The organism is Treponema succinifaciens DSM 2489 (assembly GCF_000195275.1).
In the GTDB taxonomy this organism is placed as follows: Bacteria; Spirochaetota; Spirochaetia; order Treponematales; family Treponemataceae; genus Treponema_D; species Treponema_D succinifaciens.
Map to the genome: position 1 here is coordinate 59,625 of NC_015385.1, position 22,312 is coordinate 81,936.

Annotated in this window: 22 protein-coding genes and 1 tRNA gene; 17 read left to right on the forward strand and 6 right to left on the reverse strand. The window is 39.1% G+C overall.

Going from position 1 to position 22,312, the window contains the following annotated elements; all coding sequences use genetic code 11:
* Positions 1 to 3 precede the first annotated feature (3 nt).
* The 8 genes from TRESU_RS00270 to TRESU_RS00305 all read left to right on the forward strand — a co-directional run bounded on the left by TRESU_RS00270 (position 4) and on the right by TRESU_RS00305 (position 7,589).
* Entirely contained in the window at positions 4 to 843 is an 840-nt protein-coding gene (locus TRESU_RS00270) for a carbohydrate ABC transporter permease (RefSeq protein WP_013700333.1), read from the forward strand.
* A 24-nt stretch (positions 844 to 867) separates the two neighbouring features.
* Complete coding sequence (locus tag TRESU_RS00275; RefSeq protein WP_013700334.1) at positions 868 to 2,463, forward strand: glycoside hydrolase family 43 protein; 1,596 nt, start codon at positions 868 to 870, stop codon at positions 2,461 to 2,463.
* Between the two features lie 119 nt (positions 2,464 to 2,582).
* Positions 2,583 to 3,596 carry a LacI family DNA-binding transcriptional regulator gene (locus TRESU_RS00280; protein ID WP_013700335.1) on the forward strand — a complete coding sequence of 338 codons (1,014 nt, stop codon included), beginning with the start codon at positions 2,583 to 2,585 and terminating at the stop codon, positions 3,594 to 3,596.
* Between the two features lie 52 nt (positions 3,597 to 3,648).
* A tRNA-Gly gene (locus TRESU_RS00285) sits at positions 3,649 to 3,719 on the forward strand.
* A gap of 42 nt (positions 3,720 to 3,761) precedes the next feature.
* Positions 3,762 to 4,073, forward strand: a complete 312-nt coding sequence (locus TRESU_RS00290; RefSeq protein ID WP_013700336.1) for a YbaB/EbfC family nucleoid-associated protein — start codon at positions 3,762 to 3,764, stop codon at positions 4,071 to 4,073.
* Positions 4,074 to 4,076: 3 nt separating this feature from the next.
* Positions 4,077 to 4,664 (forward strand): recombination mediator RecR, encoded by a 588-nt coding sequence (gene recR / locus TRESU_RS00295; protein WP_013700337.1) that lies wholly within the window; start codon positions 4,077 to 4,079, stop codon positions 4,662 to 4,664.
* Between the two features lie 55 nt (positions 4,665 to 4,719).
* A complete protein-coding gene (locus TRESU_RS00300; RefSeq protein ID WP_013700338.1) occupies positions 4,720 to 5,688 on the forward strand; it encodes a hypothetical protein in 969 nt (322 codons plus the stop codon).
* Positions 5,685 to 7,589, forward strand: a complete 1,905-nt coding sequence (locus TRESU_RS00305) for a hypothetical protein (protein ID WP_013700339.1) — start codon at positions 5,685 to 5,687, stop codon at positions 7,587 to 7,589. Before TRESU_RS00300 ends, TRESU_RS00305 begins: the two co-directional genes overlap by 4 nt.
* Here the strand turns inward: TRESU_RS00305 and TRESU_RS00310 are convergent.
* From TRESU_RS00310 to TRESU_RS00325, 4 genes are read right to left on the reverse strand one after another with little or no spacing between them, the layout of a single operon-like run.
* Positions 7,586 to 8,854 (reverse strand): M48 family metallopeptidase, encoded by a 1,269-nt coding sequence (locus TRESU_RS00310; protein ID WP_013700340.1) that lies wholly within the window; start codon positions 8,852 to 8,854, stop codon positions 7,586 to 7,588. The genes TRESU_RS00305 and TRESU_RS00310 overlap by 4 nt on opposite strands.
* Positions 8,851 to 9,513 (reverse strand): 16S rRNA (guanine(527)-N(7))-methyltransferase RsmG, encoded by a 663-nt coding sequence (gene rsmG, locus TRESU_RS00315; protein WP_013700341.1) that lies wholly within the window; start codon positions 9,511 to 9,513, stop codon positions 8,851 to 8,853. Before rsmG ends, TRESU_RS00310 begins: the two co-directional genes overlap by 4 nt.
* Positions 9,514 to 9,515: 2 nt before the next feature.
* Entirely contained in the window at positions 9,516 to 10,400 is an 885-nt protein-coding gene (locus tag TRESU_RS00320; RefSeq protein WP_013700342.1) for a hypothetical protein, read from the reverse strand.
* Positions 10,387 to 11,196: a hypothetical protein gene (locus TRESU_RS00325; RefSeq protein WP_013700343.1), complete on the reverse strand. Its 810-nt coding sequence runs from the start codon at positions 11,194 to 11,196 to the stop codon at positions 10,387 to 10,389. Before TRESU_RS00325 ends, TRESU_RS00320 begins: the two co-directional genes overlap by 14 nt.
* A 261-nt stretch (positions 11,197 to 11,457) precedes the next feature.
* On the opposite strand from TRESU_RS00325, the gene TRESU_RS00330 reads away from it, so the two are divergent.
* The 5 genes from TRESU_RS00330 to TRESU_RS13930 all read left to right on the forward strand — a co-directional run bounded on the left by TRESU_RS00330 (position 11,458) and on the right by TRESU_RS13930 (position 16,754).
* Positions 11,458 to 12,423 (forward strand): Hsp33 family molecular chaperone HslO, encoded by a 966-nt coding sequence (locus TRESU_RS00330; protein ID WP_013700344.1) that lies wholly within the window; start codon positions 11,458 to 11,460, stop codon positions 12,421 to 12,423.
* A gap of 260 nt (positions 12,424 to 12,683) precedes the next feature.
* Positions 12,684 to 14,138, forward strand: a complete 1,455-nt coding sequence (locus TRESU_RS00335; protein ID WP_013700345.1) for a S41 family peptidase — start codon at positions 12,684 to 12,686, stop codon at positions 14,136 to 14,138.
* Positions 14,135 to 14,944 carry an RsmE family RNA methyltransferase gene (locus tag TRESU_RS00340; protein ID WP_013700346.1) on the forward strand — a complete coding sequence of 270 codons (810 nt, stop codon included), beginning with the start codon at positions 14,135 to 14,137 and terminating at the stop codon, positions 14,942 to 14,944. Before TRESU_RS00335 ends, TRESU_RS00340 begins: the two co-directional genes overlap by 4 nt.
* Position 14,945: 1 nt before the next feature.
* Positions 14,946 to 15,686 carry a WecB/TagA/CpsF family glycosyltransferase gene (locus TRESU_RS00345; RefSeq protein ID WP_013700347.1) on the forward strand — a complete coding sequence of 247 codons (741 nt, stop codon included), beginning with the start codon at positions 14,946 to 14,948 and terminating at the stop codon, positions 15,684 to 15,686.
* A gap of 99 nt (positions 15,687 to 15,785) precedes the next feature.
* Positions 15,786 to 16,754 (forward strand): sigma-54-dependent transcriptional regulator, encoded by a 969-nt coding sequence (locus TRESU_RS13930; protein ID WP_169309719.1) that lies wholly within the window; start codon positions 15,786 to 15,788, stop codon positions 16,752 to 16,754.
* Here the strand turns inward: TRESU_RS13930 and TRESU_RS00355 are convergent.
* Positions 16,741 to 17,469 carry an RNA methyltransferase gene (locus tag TRESU_RS00355; RefSeq protein WP_013700349.1) on the reverse strand — a complete coding sequence of 243 codons (729 nt, stop codon included), beginning with the start codon at positions 17,467 to 17,469 and terminating at the stop codon, positions 16,741 to 16,743. The two genes, TRESU_RS13930 and TRESU_RS00355, sit on opposite strands and share 14 nt — an antisense overlap.
* A 12-nt stretch (positions 17,470 to 17,481) precedes the next feature.
* Positions 17,482 to 18,030: an STAS domain-containing protein gene (locus TRESU_RS00360; RefSeq protein WP_013700350.1), complete on the reverse strand. Its 549-nt coding sequence runs from the start codon at positions 18,028 to 18,030 to the stop codon at positions 17,482 to 17,484.
* Positions 18,031 to 18,220: 190 nt separating this feature from the next.
* Here TRESU_RS00360 and hisD point away from each other — a divergent pair, with 190 nt between their 5' ends.
* Genes hisD through TRESU_RS00380 form a run of 4 tightly spaced genes read left to right on the forward strand, consistent with a single transcriptional unit; the run spans position 18,221 to position 22,181 of the window.
* Positions 18,221 to 19,534 carry a histidinol dehydrogenase gene (hisD, locus tag TRESU_RS00365; protein WP_013700351.1) on the forward strand — a complete coding sequence of 438 codons (1,314 nt, stop codon included), beginning with the start codon at positions 18,221 to 18,223 and terminating at the stop codon, positions 19,532 to 19,534.
* A 19-nt stretch (positions 19,535 to 19,553) separates the two neighbouring features.
* Positions 19,554 to 20,132: a peptide deformylase gene (def, locus tag TRESU_RS00370; protein ID WP_013700352.1), complete on the forward strand. Its 579-nt coding sequence runs from the start codon at positions 19,554 to 19,556 to the stop codon at positions 20,130 to 20,132.
* On the forward strand, positions 20,133 to 21,146 hold the full coding sequence (gene fmt / locus TRESU_RS00375) for a methionyl-tRNA formyltransferase (RefSeq protein WP_013700353.1): 1,014 nt from the start codon (positions 20,133 to 20,135) through the stop codon (positions 21,144 to 21,146).
* 3 nt (positions 21,147 to 21,149) lie between these two features.
* A complete protein-coding gene (locus TRESU_RS00380) occupies positions 21,150 to 22,181 on the forward strand; it encodes a PASTA domain-containing protein (protein WP_013700354.1) in 1,032 nt (343 codons plus the stop codon).
* Positions 22,182 to 22,312 lie beyond the last annotated feature (131 nt).

The window sequence follows — 22,312 nt, forward strand, 5'->3', positions numbered from 1 at the left end:
GTTATGAAATATAAGTATGGACTTACAGTTAAAAGAACAGTATTATATGTGCTGATGATTTTCTTTGCGTTGCTTGCAGTTATTCCGATTTATCTTATGCTTATAAACGCAACGAGAACAAATGCGCAGATTAACTCCGGAATTTCACTTTTGCCGGGAAATAATACTTTGCAAAACTGGAAAAATCTTACAAGCCGCTCTTTTAAAATCTGGCGCGGATTTGGAAACAGTGCGGTTATTGCTATTTTTTCAACTGTGCTTGGAGTTTATTTTTCTACATTGACAGCTTATGGAATTCAGGTTTATAAATTTAAGGGAAGGAATTTGCTCTGGGGATTTATTTTAGTTGTTATTATGATTCCTGGAACTCTTTCGTTTATCGGATTCTATCAGTTTATGGCTAAAATTCATCTTACAAACAGCTTTATTCCGCTGATTGTTCCTTCAATTGCTTCTGCTGGAACTGTTCTTTTTTTGCGCCAGTATATGGAATCAATTCTTTCATTTGAGCTTATTGATGCCGGAAGAATTGACGGAGCTGGTGAATTTAGAATTTTCAACACGATAATGCTCCCGATTTTGACACCAGCAATCGCTGCGCAGAGTATTTTTTCTTTTGTTGCTTCTTGGAACAATTTTATGACGCCGTTTGTTCTTCTTTCTGATCAAGATAAATATACTTTGCCAATGCTTGTTCAGTCTTTGCGCGGAGATATTTACCGCACAGAATACGGCTCAATTTATCTTGGAGTCGCAGTTTCGTTGATTCCGATTCTTGTGTTCTATGCGTTTATGTCAAGATATATTATTTCTGGAATTACAATGGGAAGCGTAAAAGAGTAAAATAAAGACAGAGGTAAAATTAATATGAAAATTTATAATCCTATTCTTTCAGGGTTTCATGCTGACCCTTCAATTGTCAATGCAGATGGCGAATGCATTATTGCGAATTCTACATTTGAATGGTTTCCGGGTGTTGAGTTGCATCGTTCTAAAGACATGAAGACATGGAAACCTGCGCCTTCTCCGCTTTCTGAAAAACGTCTTTTGGATATGGCGGGAAACAAGGCTTCGTGTGGAATTTGGGCGCCGTGCCTTTCTTATTCAGATGGAATTTTTTATCTTGTTTTTACAAATGTAAGAAGCTGGAACGATGGTCCTTGGAAAGACTGCCCGAATTTTTTAACTACTGCTGAATCTATTGAAGGTCCTTGGTCTGATCCGGTTTTTATGAATGCCTCTGGATTTGACGCTTCTTTGTTCCATGATGACGACGGAAAAAAATGGTTTGTGAACATGGAATGGGATTATAGACAGCAAGGTCCGCGCCAGTTTTCTGGAATTCTTGTTCAGGAATATGATTGCAAGGCAAAAAAACTTGTTGGAAAAGTTCATAAGATTTTTTTAGGAACGGACATTGGGCTTGTGGAAGGTCCGCATCTTTATAAGCGCGACGGATGGTATTATCTTGTTTGTGCGGAAGGTGGAACTAGCTATGAACATGCAATAACTTGCGCAAGGTCAAAAAATTTATTCGGACCTTATGAAGTTCATCCTGCAAATCCTCTGATTACTTCTTATGGCTATGACTGCAAGTTAAAAAGGGCTGGTCACGGCTCTTGGTGCAAGTCTCCAGACGGAAAAAAAGATTATTTGGTTTATCTTTGCGGACGCCCCCTTGAAGGAACTGAGCGCTGTGTTCTTGGGCGCGAAACTGGAATTGCAGAACTTGAATGGAAAGAAGGATGGCCTTGGGTGAAGCAGTCCGACGGAACTTTAAAGAATTGTCCGCCTGATTACATAGAACTAAATGGTCGCGGAGTTGTTGCACCAGGCTGTGGAGTTGTTCATGTTGCTGAAAAATATGAATTTAAAAACAAGGATTTTCTAGCGGAATTTAAAACCTTAAGAATTCCTTTTGATGATAAACGCTTTTCAATTTCAGAACGTCCGGGCTTTTTAAGAATTCACGGAGGGCAGTCTCCTAGTTCTTGCTTTGAGCAGAGCATTTTGGCGCGCCGCCAGACTGATTTTGATTTTGTTGCTGAAACAAAAATGGAATTCAGCCCGGAAAATTTTCAGCATTTTGCGGGAATGGTTTACCGTTATGATGAAAAATCCCAGTATCTTTGCATTGTAACTCAAGATGAGCAAAAAGGAAAAGTTATTCAGGTTATGTCCATTATGCCAGAAGGATTTTCCCGTGAAATGGAATGTCAGATTGATGAAGAAAAACCTGTCTGGATAAGGCTTGAAGTTCATCAAAAAACTGGATTTTTCTATTGGTCGCAGGATGGGAAAAATTTCAGGCAGATTCGTCCGCTTATAGATGCAAGTAAACTGTCCGATGAATATGGAACTCAAGGATTTACAGGAGCATTTGTGGGAATGTATTGCGCCGACTTGATTTCCTATAAGAAATTTGCAGACTTTGAATATTTTTCCTATAAGAGGCTCGGCTAAACGTATTTTCCATCTTTGCTTGAATAAGGATGAACAAAATTCATTTGTAAAATTTTGAAATTCTTGTTCATCCTAGATTAAGATTATAAATTGTAGTTCAAGCGGAGGCGGAAAATTTAATGGTTACAATTTATGATATCGCTTTAAAAACAGGTTATTCTGCTCCTACAGTTTCCAAGGCTCTTAACAAGACTGGTGGCTTAAGCAATTCAACTAGAAAAAAAATCCTTGATGCAGCCAAGGAGTTAGGCTATCGCCCAAATATGACAGCCCGCGCTCTTACTACAAAAAAGTCTTTTTTAATAGGGGTAATTTATGAAGATGCCGATATGCAAAGAGGTTTCGATCATCCTTTGTTTGGAAAGATTCTGAATAAATTCAGGGAATGTTTGGAATTTGCCGGGTACGATTTGCTTTTTATTTCCCATGCTCTAATTGGAGAAAAAAAGTCTTATGTTGAGCACTGCTACCACAGAAATGTAGATGCGGTTGGAATTATAAATCCTCTCAGTGCGGACAATGAAATTATGGAGCTTGCAGAATCCGACATTCCTTGCGTTTCAACAAACTTTATAATTCCCGGAATTTCAACTGTTGTAACTGCAAATGTTGATGCTGGATATAAAGCCGCTTCATGTTTTATTAAAAACGGACATAAAAAAATTGCCTACATAGGCGGAACTTATTCACAATATAATATGGCTGCAATTGACCGCTTGGAAGGATTAAAAAAAGCCTTTAAAGATTTCGGGCTGAAATATGATGAATCTTATGTGAAATTTTGCCATAAATGGTCGCGAGCGGAAAGCCATGATGCTATGAAAGAGCTTCTTGAACGGCATGACGATATTACCGCAGTTTTTGTTGCAAATGACAATATGGCGGTCGGCGCAATGGAATATGTAAAATCAATTGGAAAAAGAATTCCCGACGACATTTCTTTTATTGGTTTTGATGATGAAATGATTTCCGAATTTTATTCTCCGCCTTTGACAACATTCAGGCAGGATATAAAGACAATCGGCGAGCTTTCTGCAGAAATCCTTATGAATCGTCTTGTTGGAATTCCTGTGGGCGAATGTGTCCGTGTGCCGGCTATATTTATAGAAAGAAATTCAGTGAAAAAACTTTAGCATTTTCCGGGTGTTGAAAAAATAGCGGAATAACATTATTCTTTTATGGTTTGCGGTTATCGTATATCGGTATTACACAGGCTTCCCAAGCCTGATAGGCGGGTTCGACTCCCGTTGACCGCTGCTTGTTTTCAGCATATTACAAAGACTTTTCTGGAGAAAACAATGAATCCTTTTGATATGGTAAAAAATCTTGCGGGAATGCAGAGCCAGCTTAAGGCGGCGCAGGAAAAGCTTGCTGAGCTTGAGGCTGAAGGCTCTTCCGGCGGAAATATGGTGCAAGTTACTGTAAACGGAAAATTTGAGCTTGTAGATATAAAGCTTGATCCAATCTGTGTTGATAACAGAGATGTTCCTATGCTTCAGGATTTAATAAAAGCCGCCCATCATGCTGCCCTAGAAAAAATTCAGGATGAAATAAAAAATCAGCTTGGACCTATGGTTGCAGGAATGAATATTCCGGGAATGGGCGTGTAAAAAATGAACGCTCTTGACGAGTTGACAGAAAGTTTTTCAAGGCTTCCTGGAATCGGAAAAAAATCTGCGGCTAGAATTGCAAGCCATCTTTTAAAGACCGACAGTTCTTTTAATATCCGTTTTTCAAATCAAATTTTGTCGTTGCAGGAAAGAATAAAACCTTGTTCTATTTGCGGCGCCTGGACAGAAGAAGATCCCTGCCCTATTTGTTCCGACATTGCAAGAGATAAAACAATTCTTTGTGTTGTTGAGCAGCCACAGGACGTTGCGACAATTGAAAGTTCTCATGAATTCCACGGATTGTTTCATGTTTTGGGCGGAGTTATTTCTCCTCTTGAAGGAATTACGCCGGACAAGCTTAGAATTTCACAGCTGCTTGAGCGTGTAAAGCTTGGTGTTATAAAAGAAGTCATTATTGCAACGAATCCCACTGTTGAAGGCGATACAACAGCTCTTTTTATACAGCGCGTTTTGCAAGACACTCAAGTTGTTGTTACGCGGCTTGCTTCTGGACTTCCGGCTGGAGGAGATTTGGAATATGCGGACCGGCTTACATTGGCAAGAAGTTTTCAGGGACGCGTTAAAATTTAGCACAACGGTTCTTCTGGTTTGATTTTATCAGTTATCCGTGTTATTCTCTAAATATATGAATTTTATTTGTTCCATAAAAATTTTTGCTGCCTACATTGCTATCGTTATGCTTGGTCTTTGTACTGGCGCGTTTCTTTATATGACTTATTCGCTTTGCACAGTTCTTGTTGCCGGGCAGAAATTTTCTGCATTTAGTTCAGGATTTTTTTTACAGGGAATTTTTGAAGTTTTGCCGACTGTGCTTTCATTGTGTCCTTTATTTATTTCTTTCTATTTAATCCGACATAAAGAAATTCCTTGGTATTCAGTTCTAGTCTGCATGATTTTGCATTTGTGCCTTTGGATTTTTTTTATTCCGGCGTTAAAAGAAAAACTTGAAATTTCAGTTTATAAAAATAAGGAAATGCAAGCCGCAGTTTCTCTTTCGCCCGGATATTTTAGAGTTTCGCAAGACAACCGCTATGTTTTGTATTATTCAGAAGTTGACTCAGAAAACAATGCCTCTGGAGTTTGCATTGACAAATCAAAGTCAAACGGCAATGTTTTTACTTTCAGCTCGGAAAAGCCTGCGATTTTTCAAGATGAATTTTCAGATCCGCTTATAAAAAATACAGTTGAAATGCCGGTTCTTCTAAAACAGATTTTAAAGTATTTTCAAAAGTTTACAGTTTCATCATATTCAAGATGCTCTGAAAATTTTGTTTCCTGGATAATTTTTTCTTCAATTATATTTGCTTTTACTTCTGTGGTCTGGATAAAAAATATTTCTGCATGGCGGCTTGTAAATGTGCTTTTTATTTTAATGGACTACATTTTTGTTTTCTTTTTGAACTTTTTTATTTTGGGCGCAGATGATTCTTTGTTTCAGAAAATACCAATACTGATAAAATCTGTTCCGACAAAATCACTTTTAGTTTTCGTTCTGAATATTTTTATTTTTGTGTCGGCATTTGTTTTGTGGCTGATTTCAAGACTTGTAAAGGAAAATTCACCAGAGCCAGCTTACTACGGAGATGACTTATGAAAAAAGTTGTTTTTATTACTGGAATATATACGGCAATCATTTTTGCTTTTTGTCTTTTGATTTCTGTTTTTTTTATTCCGTGTCCTGAATCTTTGATAGCCGGTACAGAAAAACCATTTGTATTTTATTACGGACTTTATATTTTTTTAGTTTGCCTTCCGGGAATTCTTTTAAGTGGATTTACAGTTTCTTGCGCGGTTCTTTGGCAGAAAAAAACGGGAAACAGCCGCTCAAGGTTTTCTCCTGCGATGTTTTCAAGATTCAAGCTTGTCTTGTTTTTTTCTCTAGCGCTTATTCTTTTTCTTTCGTTTAATGAAGAGATTTTCAAGCCGTCTGTAAAACGTAAAATCGATTTTATAAAGGAAGCCCCGTCTGATTTTGCCGATGCGATTTCTATTGCCGGACATTTTCTGGAGCAGAACCAGCCGATTCTTGCGCTTCAATATGCAAAAAAAGCAGTGGAACTTTCACCGGAAAATTCAGATGCAAAAAGAGTTTTAAAGCTTACAGAAGATTCTGTAGCTCTTCTTATTGACAGTGAAATGCATGGAAAGAAAAATGTGCCTTCCGCAGAAAAAGTGCAGAAGCCGCTTCATGTAAAAGACAAAGGACATACAATTTTGGAGCTATTGGAAAAGTCTGATTCCGCGGCGCAAAAAAAACAGTGGTTTGACGCTCATTACTGGGCGAGTCTTGCAGTTGAAGCTTGCGATGGAAAAAACACAAATCTTGATGCGGCAGTTGAAAAATCAAACTATGCATGGAAAATGCTAAGCCTTCCAGTTGAATTTGACAATTCTGCCGAGAGGAATTATTACAAGATAAAAAAAGCCGGTTACGTTGCTTTTTCCCGCGGAGATTTTTTAAAGGCATATTATACTTTTCTTGGCTTAAAAAATAATTATGCTCAGGCTTCCGATGATCCTGATGTAAAGAAATTTCTTGCGCTTTCAGAAGAAGATTTGGAAAATCAGTATTTCTTTTTTGACGAAACAAAATACATAGAAGAGCTTTCTGACAGCCATAAAGTTTATTTTTCACTTGATTATCCTGACGGCTCAAAAAATGTTTTTTACATTTCGAATGCGATGGACATAAAAAAAGAAGGCAGCCTTATCCGCTACATGGAAAATTTCAATGTTGTGCATTACGATGAAAATGGTAAATTTGTCTGTTCATTTTTTGTTCCGTTTGCAAAAGCCGTTGCCCAGCCAGTTTCCGAATTCGGCGAAGAAAATCTTGCGCTTTTGGGAATTGAAAAAAAGTGGGAATATGTTCCGTTTGTTATCCTTCAGTCTGTAGACCGAAATACGGAAGGCTTGGTTTCGCGCCCAGTTTATTCTTATGAGCCTACAGGACTTTCAGAGCTTGACGCGCAGAATCTTGGAATTGAAAATCCGCAGAAAAAAGAACATTCCGCAAAAAGAATTCCTTTGAACATAAAGAAAGCTTCGTCAATGGTTTTGCCAATGCAGTTTTCTGATTTCAATCTTATAAATGCGGCGGCTTGCGGGGCTAAGGAAATGCCTCTTCCTGTTTTATTTAAGCTTTTGCCTAGAGCGTCTGGATATGGTTTTTCGCAGGAAGTTTTTGCGCAGAATCTTGTTCAGCGAGGAACTTTTCCTTTTATAATGCTGATAATGTTTGTTTTTTGCGCTTGCATTGGCTGGAACTACAGAATCGAGAATCCAGATGAAATTTTTAAATTCAAGTGGACTCTTCTTATTCCTGTTTTGGGCTTTATGATGGTTGTTGCCTTTAACATTGCGCTTTATTTTTTCAATATGCTTAGCTATGTTTTGGTCGGACTTTTAGGAACAAACGCTGTTTTTGCTGCTGCGGCTTTTTATGTGCTTATATTTTTTGCAGCTTCAGTTTTGTTCCTTTCTCGCAAAGCCTAGTTTTCCAAAGCTTTTATTCTTTCCATTAAAGGCGGATGGCTGTAGTTGAACATTGAATAAATCTTTGGCGGCTCAAGTTCAGAAAGATTTTCTTTGTTCAGCTTTATAAGCGCGCTGATTAACGGCTGGGAAGTTCCGCACATTTCTTTTGAATAAGCGTCTGCCTGAAACTCATCTTTTCTGCTAAAGAAATTAGAAACAAGCGAAACAATATTTCCGTAGCCTTCAAAGACTAATCCGATAAACAAAAGTCCTAAAGGCTGAATGTAAGGCGCGACATTGTTGAGCGGCTCATATCCGAATGCTGAATAAAGGGAAGGAAATTTTGCAATTAAACTTGCCGCCAGCAGCGAAACAAATACAAGCGGAATCATAACAATCATTCTTTTTGCAATGTGATGTTTTTTGCAGTGCCCAAGCTCATGTCCAAGAACCGCTTCAATTTCTGAAGGCTCAAGCTGCTTTATTAGTGTGTCGTACAAAACGATTCTTTTGTTTTTCCCAAAGCCTGTAAAATACGCATTGCTGTGGTTGCTTCGCCTTGAAGCGTCCATTGTAAAAATTCCAGAAGTCTTGAATCCAGTTTTTGCAAAAAGCTTTTCGATCCGCTCTTTTATTTCGCCTTCTTCAAGAGGAGAAAATTTGTTGAAAATCGGCGCAATCAGAACTGGATATATGTAGCTTATTCCAAGTGAAAATGCAAGGTAAACTATAGCAAACAAAAGCCACCAGATTTTGTTAAAGCAGACTATAAGGGCAACTGCGGCGCACAAAATTGGAATTGCTATGATTGCAGATAAAACTGTAGATTTTATAAAATCCAGAATCCACATTTTTAAATTCATATTGCTGAATCCAAACTTTTTTTCTATGCGGAATTCTCTGTAAAGTGAAAACGGCAGATTTAAAATAAAAGACGGAATTCCAGAAACAATAGAAAAAAGAATCACTGTTGCAAAAACATTTGTTGTAAAACTGTAGAATCCTTCATAAAGAAAAACATAGAATCCCGACAGAACAAGAGCAAGCTTTAAAATGAAATTCAGGATGTTTGAAGGAATCCAAACAAAATATTTTGCGTTTTCATAGGCGCAGGTTTTTTCTAGTTCCTGGGCATTTACAAATTTTTTTAGCCGCTCTGGAATTTGTTTTCCGTGCTTTTTTCTGAAAAAGAAATCCGAAGTTTCAAGAAACTGATTTAATGCAAAATCAAAAACAGTTCCCGCTAAAAACAAAATAAAAAAAACAGACGAATTAAAAATCATTTTTCCACCACAACAAGATTTCTTTCATGATCTTCCAGAAAAGGAACTTCCAGTTTTATTTTTTTATACGACGGAACAAGGAATTTTATAGATTCCATTTCCGCAGAAATTTTTTCTGTCCTTGCTTTGTATGCCGCAAGAATTCCGCCTTTCTTTAGCATTCTTAAAAGCAGCTTTGTATTTTTTGAGTCAAACGGATGAAACGCGCGGAACACTTCAATGTCAAATGATTCCGGCTTTATTAAATCAGCCTGAATGCAGTTTACTTTTACATTTGAAAGATTCATTTTGCAAACTGCGCTTTCCAAGAATCCGCATCTTTTTTCCATGCGCTCAACAAGCATAAAATTTTGCTCAGGAAACGCCACCGCTAAAGGAATTCCAGGACATCCGCCGCCAGAACCTATGTCCGCAATTTGCAATGAAGCAATATTTTTTTTCTCTTGAATTTTCTGAATAAAAGAAGCAATGCTTGGAGCCGCCGCAAGACTGTCAAGAATGTGGTTTACCGTAAGTTCGTCTGTGGAATCCGCTTTCATAAGATTGTAAGTCTTGTTGAATTCAAGGACACATGAAATGTAAGTTTCAATCCGGCTGATTTGATTTTGTGAAAATTCAAGTCCTAGTTTTTTTAAGCCTTCGTTAAGTTTTTCGTTCACGCTTATTTTTCTCCAAGATCAATTAAAAGTTCCAGTTTCCAGTTTGGCTCTTCTGTGCGCATTGAAACAAAGTTCCCGACCCGCATTGCAGGAAGACTTTCAAATTTTGAAAGCTGATATAAAAATGAATTTTCATTCAGGTAGTCTTGCGTTACATTTGCCGCGGCTTTGTAGTTTAAGGTTCCGCTTTCACTTGGAGAACTTTTAAATAAAATATGGAAAGTTTCAGTTCTGTTTTTTCCATCGCTTGAATAAACTCTGTCGCCTGTAATTAAAAAAGTTCCGTCCAGCTGCACTTCCGAAATATAAATTTTGCGGCAAGTTCTTAAAATGTCGTAGCCGTTCACACTGAACCTAAGAAGCCGTGCCTTGGCTTTTTCCGGCAGCTTTTCTTCTTTTGCAGAAGCGGCTGAAACTTCGGGAGCCTTTTTCTTTCCGTTTTCTTTGCCTGACTCATCTTTGATTTTTTCAATTTCAGCAAGAATTTTATTTAAAAGAACTTTTGTTTCCTGCGAGTTGTCTGATGACGAAAGTGAAAATATCATGGAATTTATGTCGCTGGAAAATCCCTGTTCCTTTAAAAGCGAAATATCTTTTGCACTCAGTGCGGACAAAATCTTCTTCTGCATCTCTCTTTTTTCATTTGAAGATTCCGCATTTTTATTTTCTGATTTTGCCTGTCCTGTCTTGCTTGAACTGCTTTGGCTTGTGCTTTTGCTGTATTCAGGCTTTAAAACTGAGCCGGGAGAATAAAATCCGTTCCCGATTTCCGGGGAAGAAACTGTGGGCATGGAAGGAGATGTAATGGAGCTGAACGATGTGCTTTGCGCATTTGCATTAAAAAGTGCAGCTGCGGTTAAAACAAAAACTCTTTTATAGATTTGCAAGGCTTTCCTCCACAAATTCCAGGCGGTGTGTAAGCTCATTTATTGTCTTTGTAAGCCTGTCGCGTTCTTTTTCAAGCTTTTTTTTTGGATCGGTTTCTTTTGCCTTTTTCTTCATCATGGCAATTACGCTGTCCGGGCTTTTTCCGCTTTTGATTGCTTCCACTGCCTTTGCTTTTTCGTCAGGCTTTTTGCAGCCAGCCACAATTTTCATGTTGTCGAATCCGAGCGAAGAATCTTCGTCCGGGAGCAAGCCTACTTTTGATGCGCTCTTTGCCGTTGTCCGCGGAATCTGAAGAATTCTGTCCAAGTAGTCTTCGTAGCGGATATTTGCCTGATCACAAAGAGCATGGGCTTTTACAAGGCTTCTTCCAAGCTCGTGCATTATGTGTCCGTTTGGCTCAATGTATTTTTCGCGGATTTCTTTTGTGAGCTGCTCAAGCTCCGGGGAAAGTGAAACATCCAGTTTATAGTAGCTTTTTTCTTCCGCAATGTCTAAAAGCGCATGGAATTTTGCCCAGAAATAGTTTGTGTGGCTTTTTGATTTTATAGGAGGATTTTTTCCGCCTGAAAGTTCAATCTGCTCTTCGTTTATAAGGTGATGTGTGTATTCGTGGATTGCTGTGTAGACAAGCTCGTTTTCTGTCTTGAAATTCTTATTGTGAAGAAGAATTTCCCTTGTTTCCGGCTTGTAAAGTCCGTTTACCCGGCTGCTTTCCTTGCCTGTCATTGTTACAGTGAATTCAAGTTTTGAAGGCTGAATGTCCAAAAGCATGTTTTTAATTGATTCGTTGTCCATAGACCTTGCATTTTAATGCAAATGCGCCGTCAGTTCAATTCATAAAATAATTGCTACCAGGGCAAACGCATTATAAATGTATTCAGCATAAAACTGGCTCCTAGTCACGGTTTCCTGATTCAAAATCGCGCAATAATGTGTTTTTGCCCCAGGAACCGTTCCTTCGCGCAAACTTTACTTAAATTATTTATAATGCGTTTGCCCTGTAATTGCTACCGATTTAAGTTTACATAAATTCTGTTTCTTACTATTATATATTCCATGATAAAAGCACAGATAAATGATAACGAGCTGAACAGCCATATTGACTCACTTGAAAAGGACGGACTTTCTATTTTTGTAATGGCGGACGGACGGGCAAGAGGCGCGCTTTTTCACGGAACGCGTTTTGTAAACCAGATGCGTTCTCAGCATAACCTTGGAATTCTTGAGACAATGGTTTTGGGACAGGCATCAATCTGTGCCGCTCTTATGATTCCCATGATGAAAGGAAAGGAGCATCTTACCTGGCATTATGACACAAACGGTCCTGCAAAAGGATTTTCTGTTGAAGCTGATTCTTCAGGCTATGTGCGCGGATTTTTGTATGAAAACCATATTCCTGTGGAAAAGCCTCTGGAAAGCTGGGATTTAAGTCCTTTTCTTGGAGACGGAACAATGACAATGTCAAAAGTTCACCCGGGCGACAAAGCTCCGCAAACCAGCTCTGTGGAAATTCTTTATAAAAACATAACCAAGGATTTGGCTTGGTTTTTTCAGCAGTCTGACCAGATTCGCACGGCGTTCAACACAAGCATTTTTATGGACAAAAGCGGACGTGTTATGGGCGCAGGCGGAATGTTTGTGCAGGTTATGCCTGAAACTGGCGGAACAAAAGATTCCGGCTCGAACACGGCAAGCGGCGCAGACCAGAAAGTTGACGAAGAGCTGATAGAAAAAATTGAAAACGCTTTTTTTGCCTGTCCTTCGCTTGGCAAGTGGTTTTCTGAAAAAGGCAAGACAGAAGACGTTGTGCACGGGCTTTTCCGCGAGTTTGAGCCTGCGATTGCAGTTGAGCGCGACATTATTTTTGACTGTCCGTGCAGCAAGGAAAAATATATCGGCTACTTAAAAACTCTTCCAAAGAACGAGCTTGCCGATATAAAGCAAAACGGTCCTGACCCGCTTGAAATTGTCTGCCGTAACTGCGGAAGCGTCTACAAAATTCCTGTAAGTGAGATTATTTAACAAGAGTTGTTCAATTTAAACATACTGCCGGCTAGAGATTCTAGCTGGCTTTTTTGTTTTCTTCATCTATTTCGATTTAAAATAAAAAACTGCCGAAGCCCACCCGCAACGACAGTGAAAACGTCTTTAAATCAATAAAAGTATTGTTCTTATTATATATCAGCTTTTAGTTAAAGTCTATTATTAGTTTAAAAAAGCGTTTTTTTATTCAATATGAATATGCCCTTGAACACTGCCTTAAAAGGTCTTAAAATAGAGCAATGAAAATCGCAAAGAAGTTATTAAAGGCTACGCGGATTTTTTCAGCGTTTATATTGTTTTCTATTTTTGCCTCGCAGTGTTTTTCGCAGTCTAATTCTTCAAGCTCAGACATAGATTCAGCAAAGCAGCGTCAGTTTCTTAAGGTTATAGATCAGCTGTATTATTTTATTCAGCAGAATTATGTAGAAGAAGTTGATCCGCAGATTTTGTATGAAGGCGCGTTAAAGGGAATGCTGGGCGCGCTTGACGATCCTTATTCAGTTTACATGGCGCAGTCTGAATGGAGAAGCCTTACCGACACAACTGTTGGAAACTTTGGCGGCGTTGGACTTTCAATAACAAAGCCTCTTGTTTCCACAGAAGAAAAGCCTGCCTATGTTGAAGTTGCCGAGCCTATAGAAAATACTCCGGGCGCAAAAGCTGGAATTCAGTCTGGGGATTTGATTGTTGCGGTTGACGGTGTGGACACATCTACGATTACAATGGATGAAGTTTTGAGTATGCTGCGCGGAACTGTCGGTGAAAGTGTTACTGTAAAAATACGCAGAAGAAATACTCTTGAATTTGAGCGGACTCTTGTGCGCGCTGTTATTCAAAATCCATCTGTAAAATATGGAATGATTGAAGGTGAAAAAATCGGCTATTTGCGTCTTACAGAATTTTCTGTGAACACTGCGGCAAAAGTTCAGGAAGCTTTGGATTCATTCAAGGAAGCTTCGTTTAACGGACTTATTATAGACTTGCGGAACAATGGCGGCGGACTTTTGGACAGCGCGGTGGACATTGCGGATAAATTTATTGATGAAGGCATAATTGTTTCTACAAAAAGCCGGCTTGCTTATGAAAATGCGGTTTATCATGCTGTAAAAAGAAAAACTGTTGTGCGCGGCATTCCGATTGTTGTTCTTATAAACAGGGCGACTGCCAGCGCAAGCGAAATATTGAGCGGAGCTTTAAAAGACACAAAGACTGCGTACCTTGTAGGTGAAAAATCATTTGGAAAAGGAAGCGTTCAAGTTCCGCGCGGACTCGTAAACAACGACGGATTTAAAATCACCGTGGCAAAATATTATTCTCCGAGCGACACAAACATTGATAAGATTGGAATCAAGCCGGATTTGGAAGTTCTTTATCCGGACTTCACTGAAGAAGAACAAAAGGATTGGCACGCTCTTGAAGAATCGGGTGCAATTGCAGATTATGTGGATTCTCATCAGAACATGACAGAAGCGGAAATTGCTTCCTATGCAAAAACTTTGCAGACAAAATACAAACTTGAAGAGCGGCTTCTTAGAAAAATGATACGCAACGAGCTTGACAGGACACGTTCTCCTCGCCTTTACGATCTTGACTATGACAGTCAGCTTAAGGCGGCAATCGAAGTTATAAAGGGCGGAAACTTTGCGGAACTTATGGCTTCAACAAAAACCTTAAAAGAACAGCAGGAACAATGAGGCAGTTTATTGTAGAAACTCCGCTTGACTCTGATGGTTGCATTGGCATCCAAGGAAAAAAATATCATTACTTGAATTCTGTTTTAAGAGTAAAATGCGGCGATATGATTTACGCAAGACTTTTGGACGGTTCTCTCCAGCAGATGACTGTTGCAAAAATTGTTTCTTGTGAAAAAAAAATAATTCTTCAGGCGGCAGGAAAGCTAAATTGCAATGATTCCATCTCGCAAGCCGCTCCTGTTTTGGAAAAGCCCAAGGCGGAAATTTATCTTTTTCAGTTTGAAGCAAAGCCTCCGAAAATGGATTTGATTATAAGGCAGGCAACTGAATGCGGAGTCTGCGGAATAATTCCAGTGGAAGGTGAATTCTGCCAAAAGGGAAACATTGAATCCGCTCGGAAAAAATCCGAATCTGGAGATGAACGCTGGCAAAGAATTGTAACGGAGGCAAGGCAGCAGAGTGGTTCTCCTGTTGAAACAAAAGTTTTTTATTCGGTTTCGGTGGAGGAGGCCTGCGGTTTTTGGAGCAGTTTGCAGGCGGAACACAAAGCGGCGCTTGTTCTTTATGAGCGCAGCGATGGAACAAAGAGCATTTATAATGCGCTAAAAAATGCCGATGTTATAAAAAAGGAAAATGCAAAAATTGCAGTTGCAGTTGGTGCGGAAGGCGGAATTTCTGTGCAGGAAATCAGCATTATGAAAGAAAGCGGATTTATTCCCGTGCATTTTGATACAAATATATTGAGATGCGAAACTGCTTCTTTGTATGGAATTGCGGCTTTGCAGACTGTTTTAAATGGAGAATAAAATGGCGGTTCAACGTATAAAACTACTCGGAGTTCCTGTGGATGTTTGTTCTAAGCAGGATTTGGAAGAAAAAATTTTGCAGCTCTTGGAAAAAAAAGGTCCTTCTCAAATTTCATTTATAACAATCTGGGACTTTATGAAAATCCGGTGCAAAAACGAATATGCGGAAAGCATAAGAAATGCCGACTTGATTTTGCCTATTTCAAAAAGCATTTTGTCCGGGGCAAAGTTTCTTAACAAGACAGTTCCTTTTAGGTATAATCCATTTGACGCGTTCATAAGCATTCTTTCTATTCTTGAAAGCCGCTACAAGTCGTTTTATATTTTCGGTGGAAGAAAAAAAGCCCTTGCTGCTGCGGAAAAAAATATGCGTTCTACTTTCCGCGGACTTCAGATTGTGGGAAGATGCGTTGGCTATTATCAGAAGCAGGACGAAGAAAATATTATTCAGGCGATTTCAAAAGCGTCTCCGTCTTTGGTTCTTGTGAGCGAAGGAATTAAAAAGAAAGATTTCTGGAGTTATTCAAATAAAGAAAAATTTTCTTCTGGAATTTTTTTGTATTACCGGGACGCAGTTGGAATCTTGAGCAAAAGAATTAAGCGTGTCAATCCAAAAGTTTTTGAAAAAGGTCATGAAGTTTGGGGCGAAATTATCAGAAATCCGCTTAGAATTTTTTTGATTTTTCCATTTTTGTGGTATATAATTCTTCTTGTCTGGACAAAACTTTTTAAAAAGGATTAGGGGCTTTTGTCAAGGGAGAGAATTTTAATAGTTTCAAGCCGAAAGGAATTTATTTCTTTTTGCAAAGTTGTTTTTGAGCGGTACTTTGATTTTTTTTGTGTGCAAACAGAAGAAATTTCTTTTATCCGCCCGGAATTTTTTTTGGTTCTGGCAGTTTTAATAGACGGCTCTTGTTTTTCCTGTGGTGAATCTTCCTACATTTCTAAATTTTTTAAGAATACACTTGAACGTCCTATTTTTGTTTGCTTTAAAGAATCCGACTGCCTTAAATATGTTTCTGCGCTGGTAAAATTGAAAGGCGAGGTTTCTTCTTCTGGCAAAGATTTGTTTTGTGCTGAAAAATTGGATGAATGTATTTGCGCGGAAAACAATTTGTGCCTTGGATTTAAAGCGCAGATTGAAATTGCCTGCAAGAGCGATTCCACAGTTTTGCTGCTTGGTGAAAGCGGTTCTGGAAAAAATCACACTGCCCGTTTTATCCACGAAAATTCAATAAGAAAAAACAGCAAATTTACTTCTTTTAATCTTGCTGAAATAAATCCGAATTTAATTGAAAGTTCACTTTTTGGCTCTATAAAAGGTTCTTTTACTGGAGCGGAAGAAAACTCTGGAATTTTTGAAGAAGCTTCTAACGGAACACTTTTCATTGACGAAATTTGCGAACTGAGCCTTGAAAGTCAAGGAAAATTTCTTGGAGTTTTGGACTCAAGGGAATTCAGCAAAGTAGGAAGCAGCAAAAAGCTTGGTCTTGATGCGCGTCTTATTTTTGCAACAGACTCAAAAATTTCAGAGCTTGTGGAAAAAAATCTTTTTAAGAAGCAGCTTTTTTATAGAATCAGCGTTCTGGTTATAAATGTTCCGCCTCTAAGAGAACGCAAAGACGAGCTTGTAAAAATTGCGGAGGACTGCGCTTCTGTGTTTGGCAAAAAACTTTCTTCCTGCGCAATTAAAAAACTTCTGGATTTTTCTTGGCCGGGAAATATCAGGCAGCTGAAAAACTGCATTGAGCGTTCTTGTGTCAGCGCAAAAAAAGAAATTCTCTTTGCTGATGACATTATCTTTTTTTAGAAAGTCCTGCCGCTTTGTCGAATATTTTTTCTATATATTGCGCTTCTCCTTCGCTTAATGCCGAGCGGGACAAAATATCGCGCCAGAAAATTTCCATGTCCTTGCGTCCTGTAACAGAGAAAAATCCGATTTTCTGAAGATTGTCTGCGATTGTTGTTACAGTTTTTTTCAGCCTTTTTGAATCTATTGGTGTGTAACCGATTTTGTTTTTTTCATTGTAGCGGAACAAAGTGTAGCACATAATCTGCACGGCATGGCTTAAGTTCAGCGAGCCGAATTCTTCACTTGAAGGAATTGTAACGCCCATTTCGCATTCAAGGATTTCGTTGTCGTCAAGTCCGGTTCTTTCGTTGCCAAACACAACTGCGACTTTTCCGCCTTTTTTTTCTGTTCCTGAAATTCTATTGGCGGTTTTTGCAAATTCTTCAGGTAGAAGAAGCTTGCCTTTGCGCTTTTTTCCTCTCCTGCGCGTTGTTCCGCATGAGCAGACACAATCAGAACAGGCTTCGGTTATTGAAGAGAAATATTCGGCATTGTCAAAAATGTATGACGCATGGATTGCAAGAACGTGGACTTTATCCAGGTCGATTTCTTCTTTTTTTCCTACAATCCGCAGTTTATGGATTCCGTTGTTTGCCATTGCCCTGCAAGCGGCTCCGATGTTTCTAGGTTCTTCCGGGCGCGATAAAACTATAACGATATTGTCTAAATTCATAAAATTTGCGGGTTAGCCTAAAAAAACATTTCCATTCTGGTCTATTACGATAATTGCTTTGCAGTCGGAACATCTGAATCGTCCGCTTTTTACGGCTTTTAGTTTTTTGGAGCAAACTGGGCAATCAAAGATTTTTGGAAATGTTGAAATATTATCATCTTTTTCTTTCTTCAAATATTCTTCCGCATCTTCTACGGATTCTTTCATATTGAAAACCTGGCTGAATCCCAAGAGCTGGAAAACTTCAAAGACTTTTGGCTGAATTCCTGTAAAAACAATTTCGCCGCTGTTTGCCTTTGCTTTTTTTTCAATTGAAGTGAGCGAACCTATTCCAGTCGAAGAAACGTAAGTCAGATTTTGGCAGTTAAAAACAATGTTCTTGAATCCGGCTGAAATAATTTTTACGGTCTGCTTTTGAAAATAATCTGAATTGTATGTATCGATGTATCCGCTAAGCGTTACAAGGATAGAATTTGAGGCTCCTTCAATTTTGCTAAGGAAAATCTCAAGGCTTCCGTCTTTTTCGTCATTAAAGCCTGGCACCAAGTCGTTGTTATCCATGTCATGCGCTCCAGAAAACATATTTTTAGGGATACTCAAATACTATATCGAATTTCGCTAGCTGTCAAATTGACCGCGGATTTTGCCTTAATTGTAAAGTTCACGTCTTTTTGATATAATTGAATTCTATTTTTAGACTTGATTTTGAATCAGTATGAAAGCAGCTAAAAATGGGGAGGAGGCTATTTTAATGATAAGAATTCAGAAAGCTGATGAAGTTGAAGAAGAGTTTTTTTGTACCCGCAATTTTGGAGAATCCATAGAGTCAGTCCGCGATATTTTAAGAAATGTAAAGCTAAGAAAAGATGAAGCCTTGCGCGAGTACAGCAAAAAATTCGATTTGGCTTCTCCATATAATTTAAAAATTCCAGAGGAAACTTTAAAAAATGCTGCAGAAAAAATGCACTCGGAAAATCCTAAGCTTTATGATTCTCTTTGCTATTCCAGAGACTTAGCTGTGCGTTTTGCAAAGAGACAAAGAGAATCTTTTGATGACTTTGAAATTGAGCTTGAGCCGGGAATTTTTACAGGCCAGAAAAATATTCCTGTTGAAAAAGCCGGGCTTTATGTTCCTGCAGGAAGATTTCCGCTTGTTTCAACTGTTGTAATGACAAGTTCTCCTGCAATTGCTGCCGGTGTAAATGAAATTATTCTTTGCACTCCTCCGCGGAAAAATCCGGATGGAAGCGGCAAGCCTTATGCTGACGAAAACATAATGGCGGCATCTTATATCTGCGGAATAAAAGAAGTGTTTGCTTGCGGCGGCTCGCAGGCAATTGCGGCAATGGCATTTGGTACAGAGTCAATTCCTGCTGTAGATGTTATTGTCGGTCCGGGAAATAAATATGTTGCGGAAGCAAAAAGACTTGTTTACGGAACTGTTGGAATTGACATGATTGCAGGTCCTACAGAAGTTTTTATAATTGCTGACAAGACTGCGAATCCTGTTTGGGTTGCGGCGGATCTTTTGGCGCAGGCGGAACATGATGTTGTGGCTCAGCCTGTAATGGCAACAGACAGCATGGAGCTTGCAGAAAAAGTTTCCAAGGAAATTGAAAAGCAGCTTGAATCTTTGCCTACAAAAGCGACTGCGGAACAAAGCATAAATACTTTTGGGCGAATAATTGTTACTGAAAATCTTGAGCAGGCGGCGGAACTTGCAAATAAAAAAGCTCCGGAGCATTTGGAGCTTGCGCTTGATTCTAGCCTTGAGCGAGAAAAAATCCAGTCTCTGGTTCATAATTACGGCTCGCTTTTCATTGGACACGGTGCTGCGGAAGTTTTCGGGGATTACGCCGCTGGCTTGAACCACACATTGCCGACTTCTGGAAGCGCAAGATTTACAGGCGGCTTAAGCGTCCGTTCATTTATAAAAACTGTTACAACTTTGCGCACAGACAATACAAAATCCGGCGCAAAAAAATCTGCTGAATCTGCCGGATATTTGGGAGATGCTGAAGGACTTGCGGCTCATGCAAAGGCGGCAAGATTAAGACTTGAATAAAATTTTAAGGCTGGAAAAAATGCGAATATGTAAACTTGGTGAAGATGTTTTAAGGCAGAAATGTGTTCCCGTTGAATCTAATGAGGTAAACGATGAACTTCGCGCCACTTTAAATGAAATGTTTGAAACAATGATTAGCGCGGACGGCGTTGGTCTTGCTGCTCCTCAAGTTGGAATTTCAAAAAGATTTTTTGTAGTTATTTCAGATGACAATGTACGCCGAGTCTTTATCAACCCTGAAATTATAAAAACTTCTGCGGAAAATTCAGAATATGAAGAAGGTTGCCTTTCCCTTCCGGGGGTGTCTGAAAAGATTGTCCGCCCTGTAAAGATTTCTGTCAGCGCAATTGACGAAAACGGAAAGCGTTTTGTTCTTGATGATGTTGATGGACTTCTTGCGAGAATCATTCAGCATGAAAATGACCATTTGAATGGAATTCTTTACATTGACAGGGGTGATGAGGAATTTAAAAATAAAACCGTAGAGCTTTTTAAGAAAAAGGCAGAACGTGCACAGAAAAAACTTGCAGAAAAAGAAGCAAAAAAACGCAGTCTTGAAGCAAAACTTGCTGCTAAAAATGCCAAAAAAGGAAAATAAATGCTGAAAGTTTTGTTTGGCGGAAGTCCGGCTTGTGCGGCAAAAGCACTGGAACTTATTTTAAAAGACAGCGCAATGTCAAATTCAGTGCCGGAAGAAGAATATAAAATTGTCGGTGTTCTTACAAATCCTCCGTCTGCGCAGGGCAGGCACAAGGAGCTTATTCCGACAGAAGTTGAGCAGTATGCGATTATTTGGAACCGGGCAAGAAATGATAATCTCGCGGTTTTTACTCCAGAACATATAAAGCAGCCTGAACGCGAGCAAATTGCAAGCCTTGAGCCGGATATTTTTGTCTGCTTTGCCTATGGGCATATTCTTGGTCCCAAGTTTTTTTCTTTGTTTAAATTCGGCGGGATAAATTTGCATCCGTCTTTGCTCCCAAAATACCGGGGCGCAACTCCTGTGAATGCCGCGATTTTGAATTGCGATGATGAAACAGGCTTTTCAATACAAAAAATGGCTTTAGGTATGGATGAAGGCGACATTCTATATCAGCAGAAAGAACGCCTGACTGGAACAGAAACAGCTGAGCAAGTTTTAAAGAACAGCGCGCTTTACGGTGGAATGAACATAACACAAATTTTGCGCAAAATTGCAAAAACTGGAAAGCTCCCAGCTTCGTTTCCGCAGGAAGGAAAAGCATCTTATTGCTCAATAATAAAAAAAGAAGACGGAAAAATAAACTGGAACAACAGCGCGGAAAAAATCGATGCGCAGATAAGAGCCTATACGCCGTGGCCGGGCTGCTTTACAACTTCTGGAAATCTTCAGCTTAAAATTTTAAAGGCGCGTGCGGCAAGCAAAGTTGCGGCTCAAGATTCTTCAGTTGTAAAGAACACTTCGGCAGTTCCGGGAACAGTTCTTGACTACAATAAGCAGCGCGGAATTCTTATTCAGACAGGAAACGGAGTTTTGATTGCTACAGAGCTTCAGTGGCAGGCAAAAAAAGCCATGGATTATAAATCTTTTATGAACGGAGCCAGAAATTTTATAGGCACTGTTTTGGAGTAAACGATGGACAAAAATAAATTCAAGGACATTCTTCAAAAGGCAAGAGTTCAATTTAACGGCTGTCTTGACAATTTAAGGGACGGAGGAAAAACTGTTGTAATAACAATTCTTCTTGCTTTTGTTATAATGACGGCTTCCTGCCTTGCTGTTTTTTTTATGGTGGTTCAGGGCGCGGAAAAAGTTCTTGTGCCAGATGTTACAGGAAAAAGCCTTACAGACGCGCTTTTGGAGCTTCAGGCGAAGGAGCTTTATCCAAAAATTCTTCTTAAATATTCAGATCTTCCGGGCGACAAAGGAACTATTCTGGAGCAGAATCCAGTTTCCGGGGCTATTGTAAAAGCCTACCGCAGAGTGAATTTGACTGTTAGCCGCGGAATTCCGATTGACTATATAGAAGATTATTATGGAAAAAATGTTGACGAGGTTTTGAATACTTTGGAACTTTTGTTCAGTGGGGACGATTCTCTTGTGCAGCTGCCGGCTCCAGTTTACCAAAAAAGCGAGCTTCAAGCCGGAACAATTCTTGCGCAATATCCGGAAGCTGGAACTCCAGTTTCAGAAAAAATCAAGCTTCAGTTTGTTGTAAGCAGCGGAACGGAAATTCCAAAGACAGAAGTTCCCGACATTGAAGGTCTTTCTATAAAGCAGCTTCTTTCAAAACTTGGCGAATATAAAGTTGTTTTTGATTTTGAAGTTGAAGAAGATCCAAAAAGTCCTGCGGAAGGAATTATTTCTGATGAAGAAAAGCCTTCAAGTCAGGTTGAACTTTTTTCAAGGGTAAAAGCCACGTTAAAAGTCCAGCCTGCATCTGAAAAAGCAAAAACAGCGCAAGGAATTTTTTCCGTGGAGCTTCCAGAATATCCATATCCTGTTCCTGTAAAACTTGATTCCCAGGATCAGAACGGAAAGCTTGTTACTTTAGCTGAATTCTGTCATCCGGGAAAACATTTTACAGTTCCTTATGATGTAAATAAAAATACAACGCTGATTTTGTATGTTCTTGATGAAGAATATGCGAAAGTTGTTGTTGAATAAAAATATTGCCTTTGTTTTTTTCATGCAAAATTTCACTCAAAACTCACTGACTTTTCACCCAAAAGTTACTGAGTTTTGACCTGTCTGCTTAAAAATTATAAAAATTCTGTAAAAAAAGAATCCCAAAAATT

Excerpts from the sequence above, each read along its gene's own strand:
- TRESU_RS00310 (WP_013700340.1), bottom strand. The coding sequence starts at position 8,854 with ATGATTTTTAATTCGTCTGTTTTTTTTATTTTGTTTTTAGCGGGAACT.
- TRESU_RS00360 (WP_013700350.1), bottom strand. The coding sequence starts at position 18,030 with ATGGATAACAACGACTTGGTGCCAGGCTTTAATGACGAAAAAGACGGA.
- TRESU_RS00330 (WP_013700344.1), top strand. The coding sequence starts at position 11,458 with ATGATAAAAGCACAGATAAATGATAACGAGCTGAACAGCCATATTGAC.
- recR (WP_013700337.1), top strand. The coding sequence starts at position 4,077 with ATGAACGCTCTTGACGAGTTGACAGAAAGTTTTTCAAGGCTTCCTGGA.
- TRESU_RS00325 (WP_013700343.1), bottom strand. The coding sequence starts at position 11,196 with ATGGACAACGAATCAATTAAAAACATGCTTTTGGACATTCAGCCTTCA.
- TRESU_RS00300 (WP_013700338.1), top strand. The coding sequence starts at position 4,720 with ATGAATTTTATTTGTTCCATAAAAATTTTTGCTGCCTACATTGCTATC.
- TRESU_RS00380 (WP_013700354.1), top strand. The coding sequence starts at position 21,150 with ATGGACAAAAATAAATTCAAGGACATTCTTCAAAAGGCAAGAGTTCAA.
- TRESU_RS00290 (WP_013700336.1), top strand. The coding sequence starts at position 3,762 with ATGAATCCTTTTGATATGGTAAAAAATCTTGCGGGAATGCAGAGCCAG.
- TRESU_RS00270 (WP_013700333.1), top strand. The coding sequence starts at position 4 with ATGAAATATAAGTATGGACTTACAGTTAAAAGAACAGTATTATATGTG.
- TRESU_RS00345 (WP_013700347.1), top strand. The coding sequence starts at position 14,946 with ATGGCGGTTCAACGTATAAAACTACTCGGAGTTCCTGTGGATGTTTGT.
- TRESU_RS00305 (WP_013700339.1), top strand. The coding sequence starts at position 5,685 with ATGAAAAAAGTTGTTTTTATTACTGGAATATATACGGCAATCATTTTT.
- TRESU_RS00355 (WP_013700349.1), bottom strand. The coding sequence starts at position 17,469 with ATGAATTTAGACAATATCGTTATAGTTTTATCGCGCCCGGAAGAACCT.
- TRESU_RS00335 (WP_013700345.1), top strand. The coding sequence starts at position 12,684 with ATGAAAATCGCAAAGAAGTTATTAAAGGCTACGCGGATTTTTTCAGCG.
- fmt (WP_013700353.1), top strand. The coding sequence starts at position 20,133 with ATGCTGAAAGTTTTGTTTGGCGGAAGTCCGGCTTGTGCGGCAAAAGCA.
- TRESU_RS00340 (WP_013700346.1), top strand. The coding sequence starts at position 14,135 with ATGAGGCAGTTTATTGTAGAAACTCCGCTTGACTCTGATGGTTGCATT.
- def (WP_013700352.1), top strand. The coding sequence starts at position 19,554 with ATGCGAATATGTAAACTTGGTGAAGATGTTTTAAGGCAGAAATGTGTT.
- hisD (WP_013700351.1), top strand. The coding sequence starts at position 18,221 with ATGATAAGAATTCAGAAAGCTGATGAAGTTGAAGAAGAGTTTTTTTGT.
- TRESU_RS00280 (WP_013700335.1), top strand. The coding sequence starts at position 2,583 with ATGGTTACAATTTATGATATCGCTTTAAAAACAGGTTATTCTGCTCCT.
- TRESU_RS00275 (WP_013700334.1), top strand. The coding sequence starts at position 868 with ATGAAAATTTATAATCCTATTCTTTCAGGGTTTCATGCTGACCCTTCA.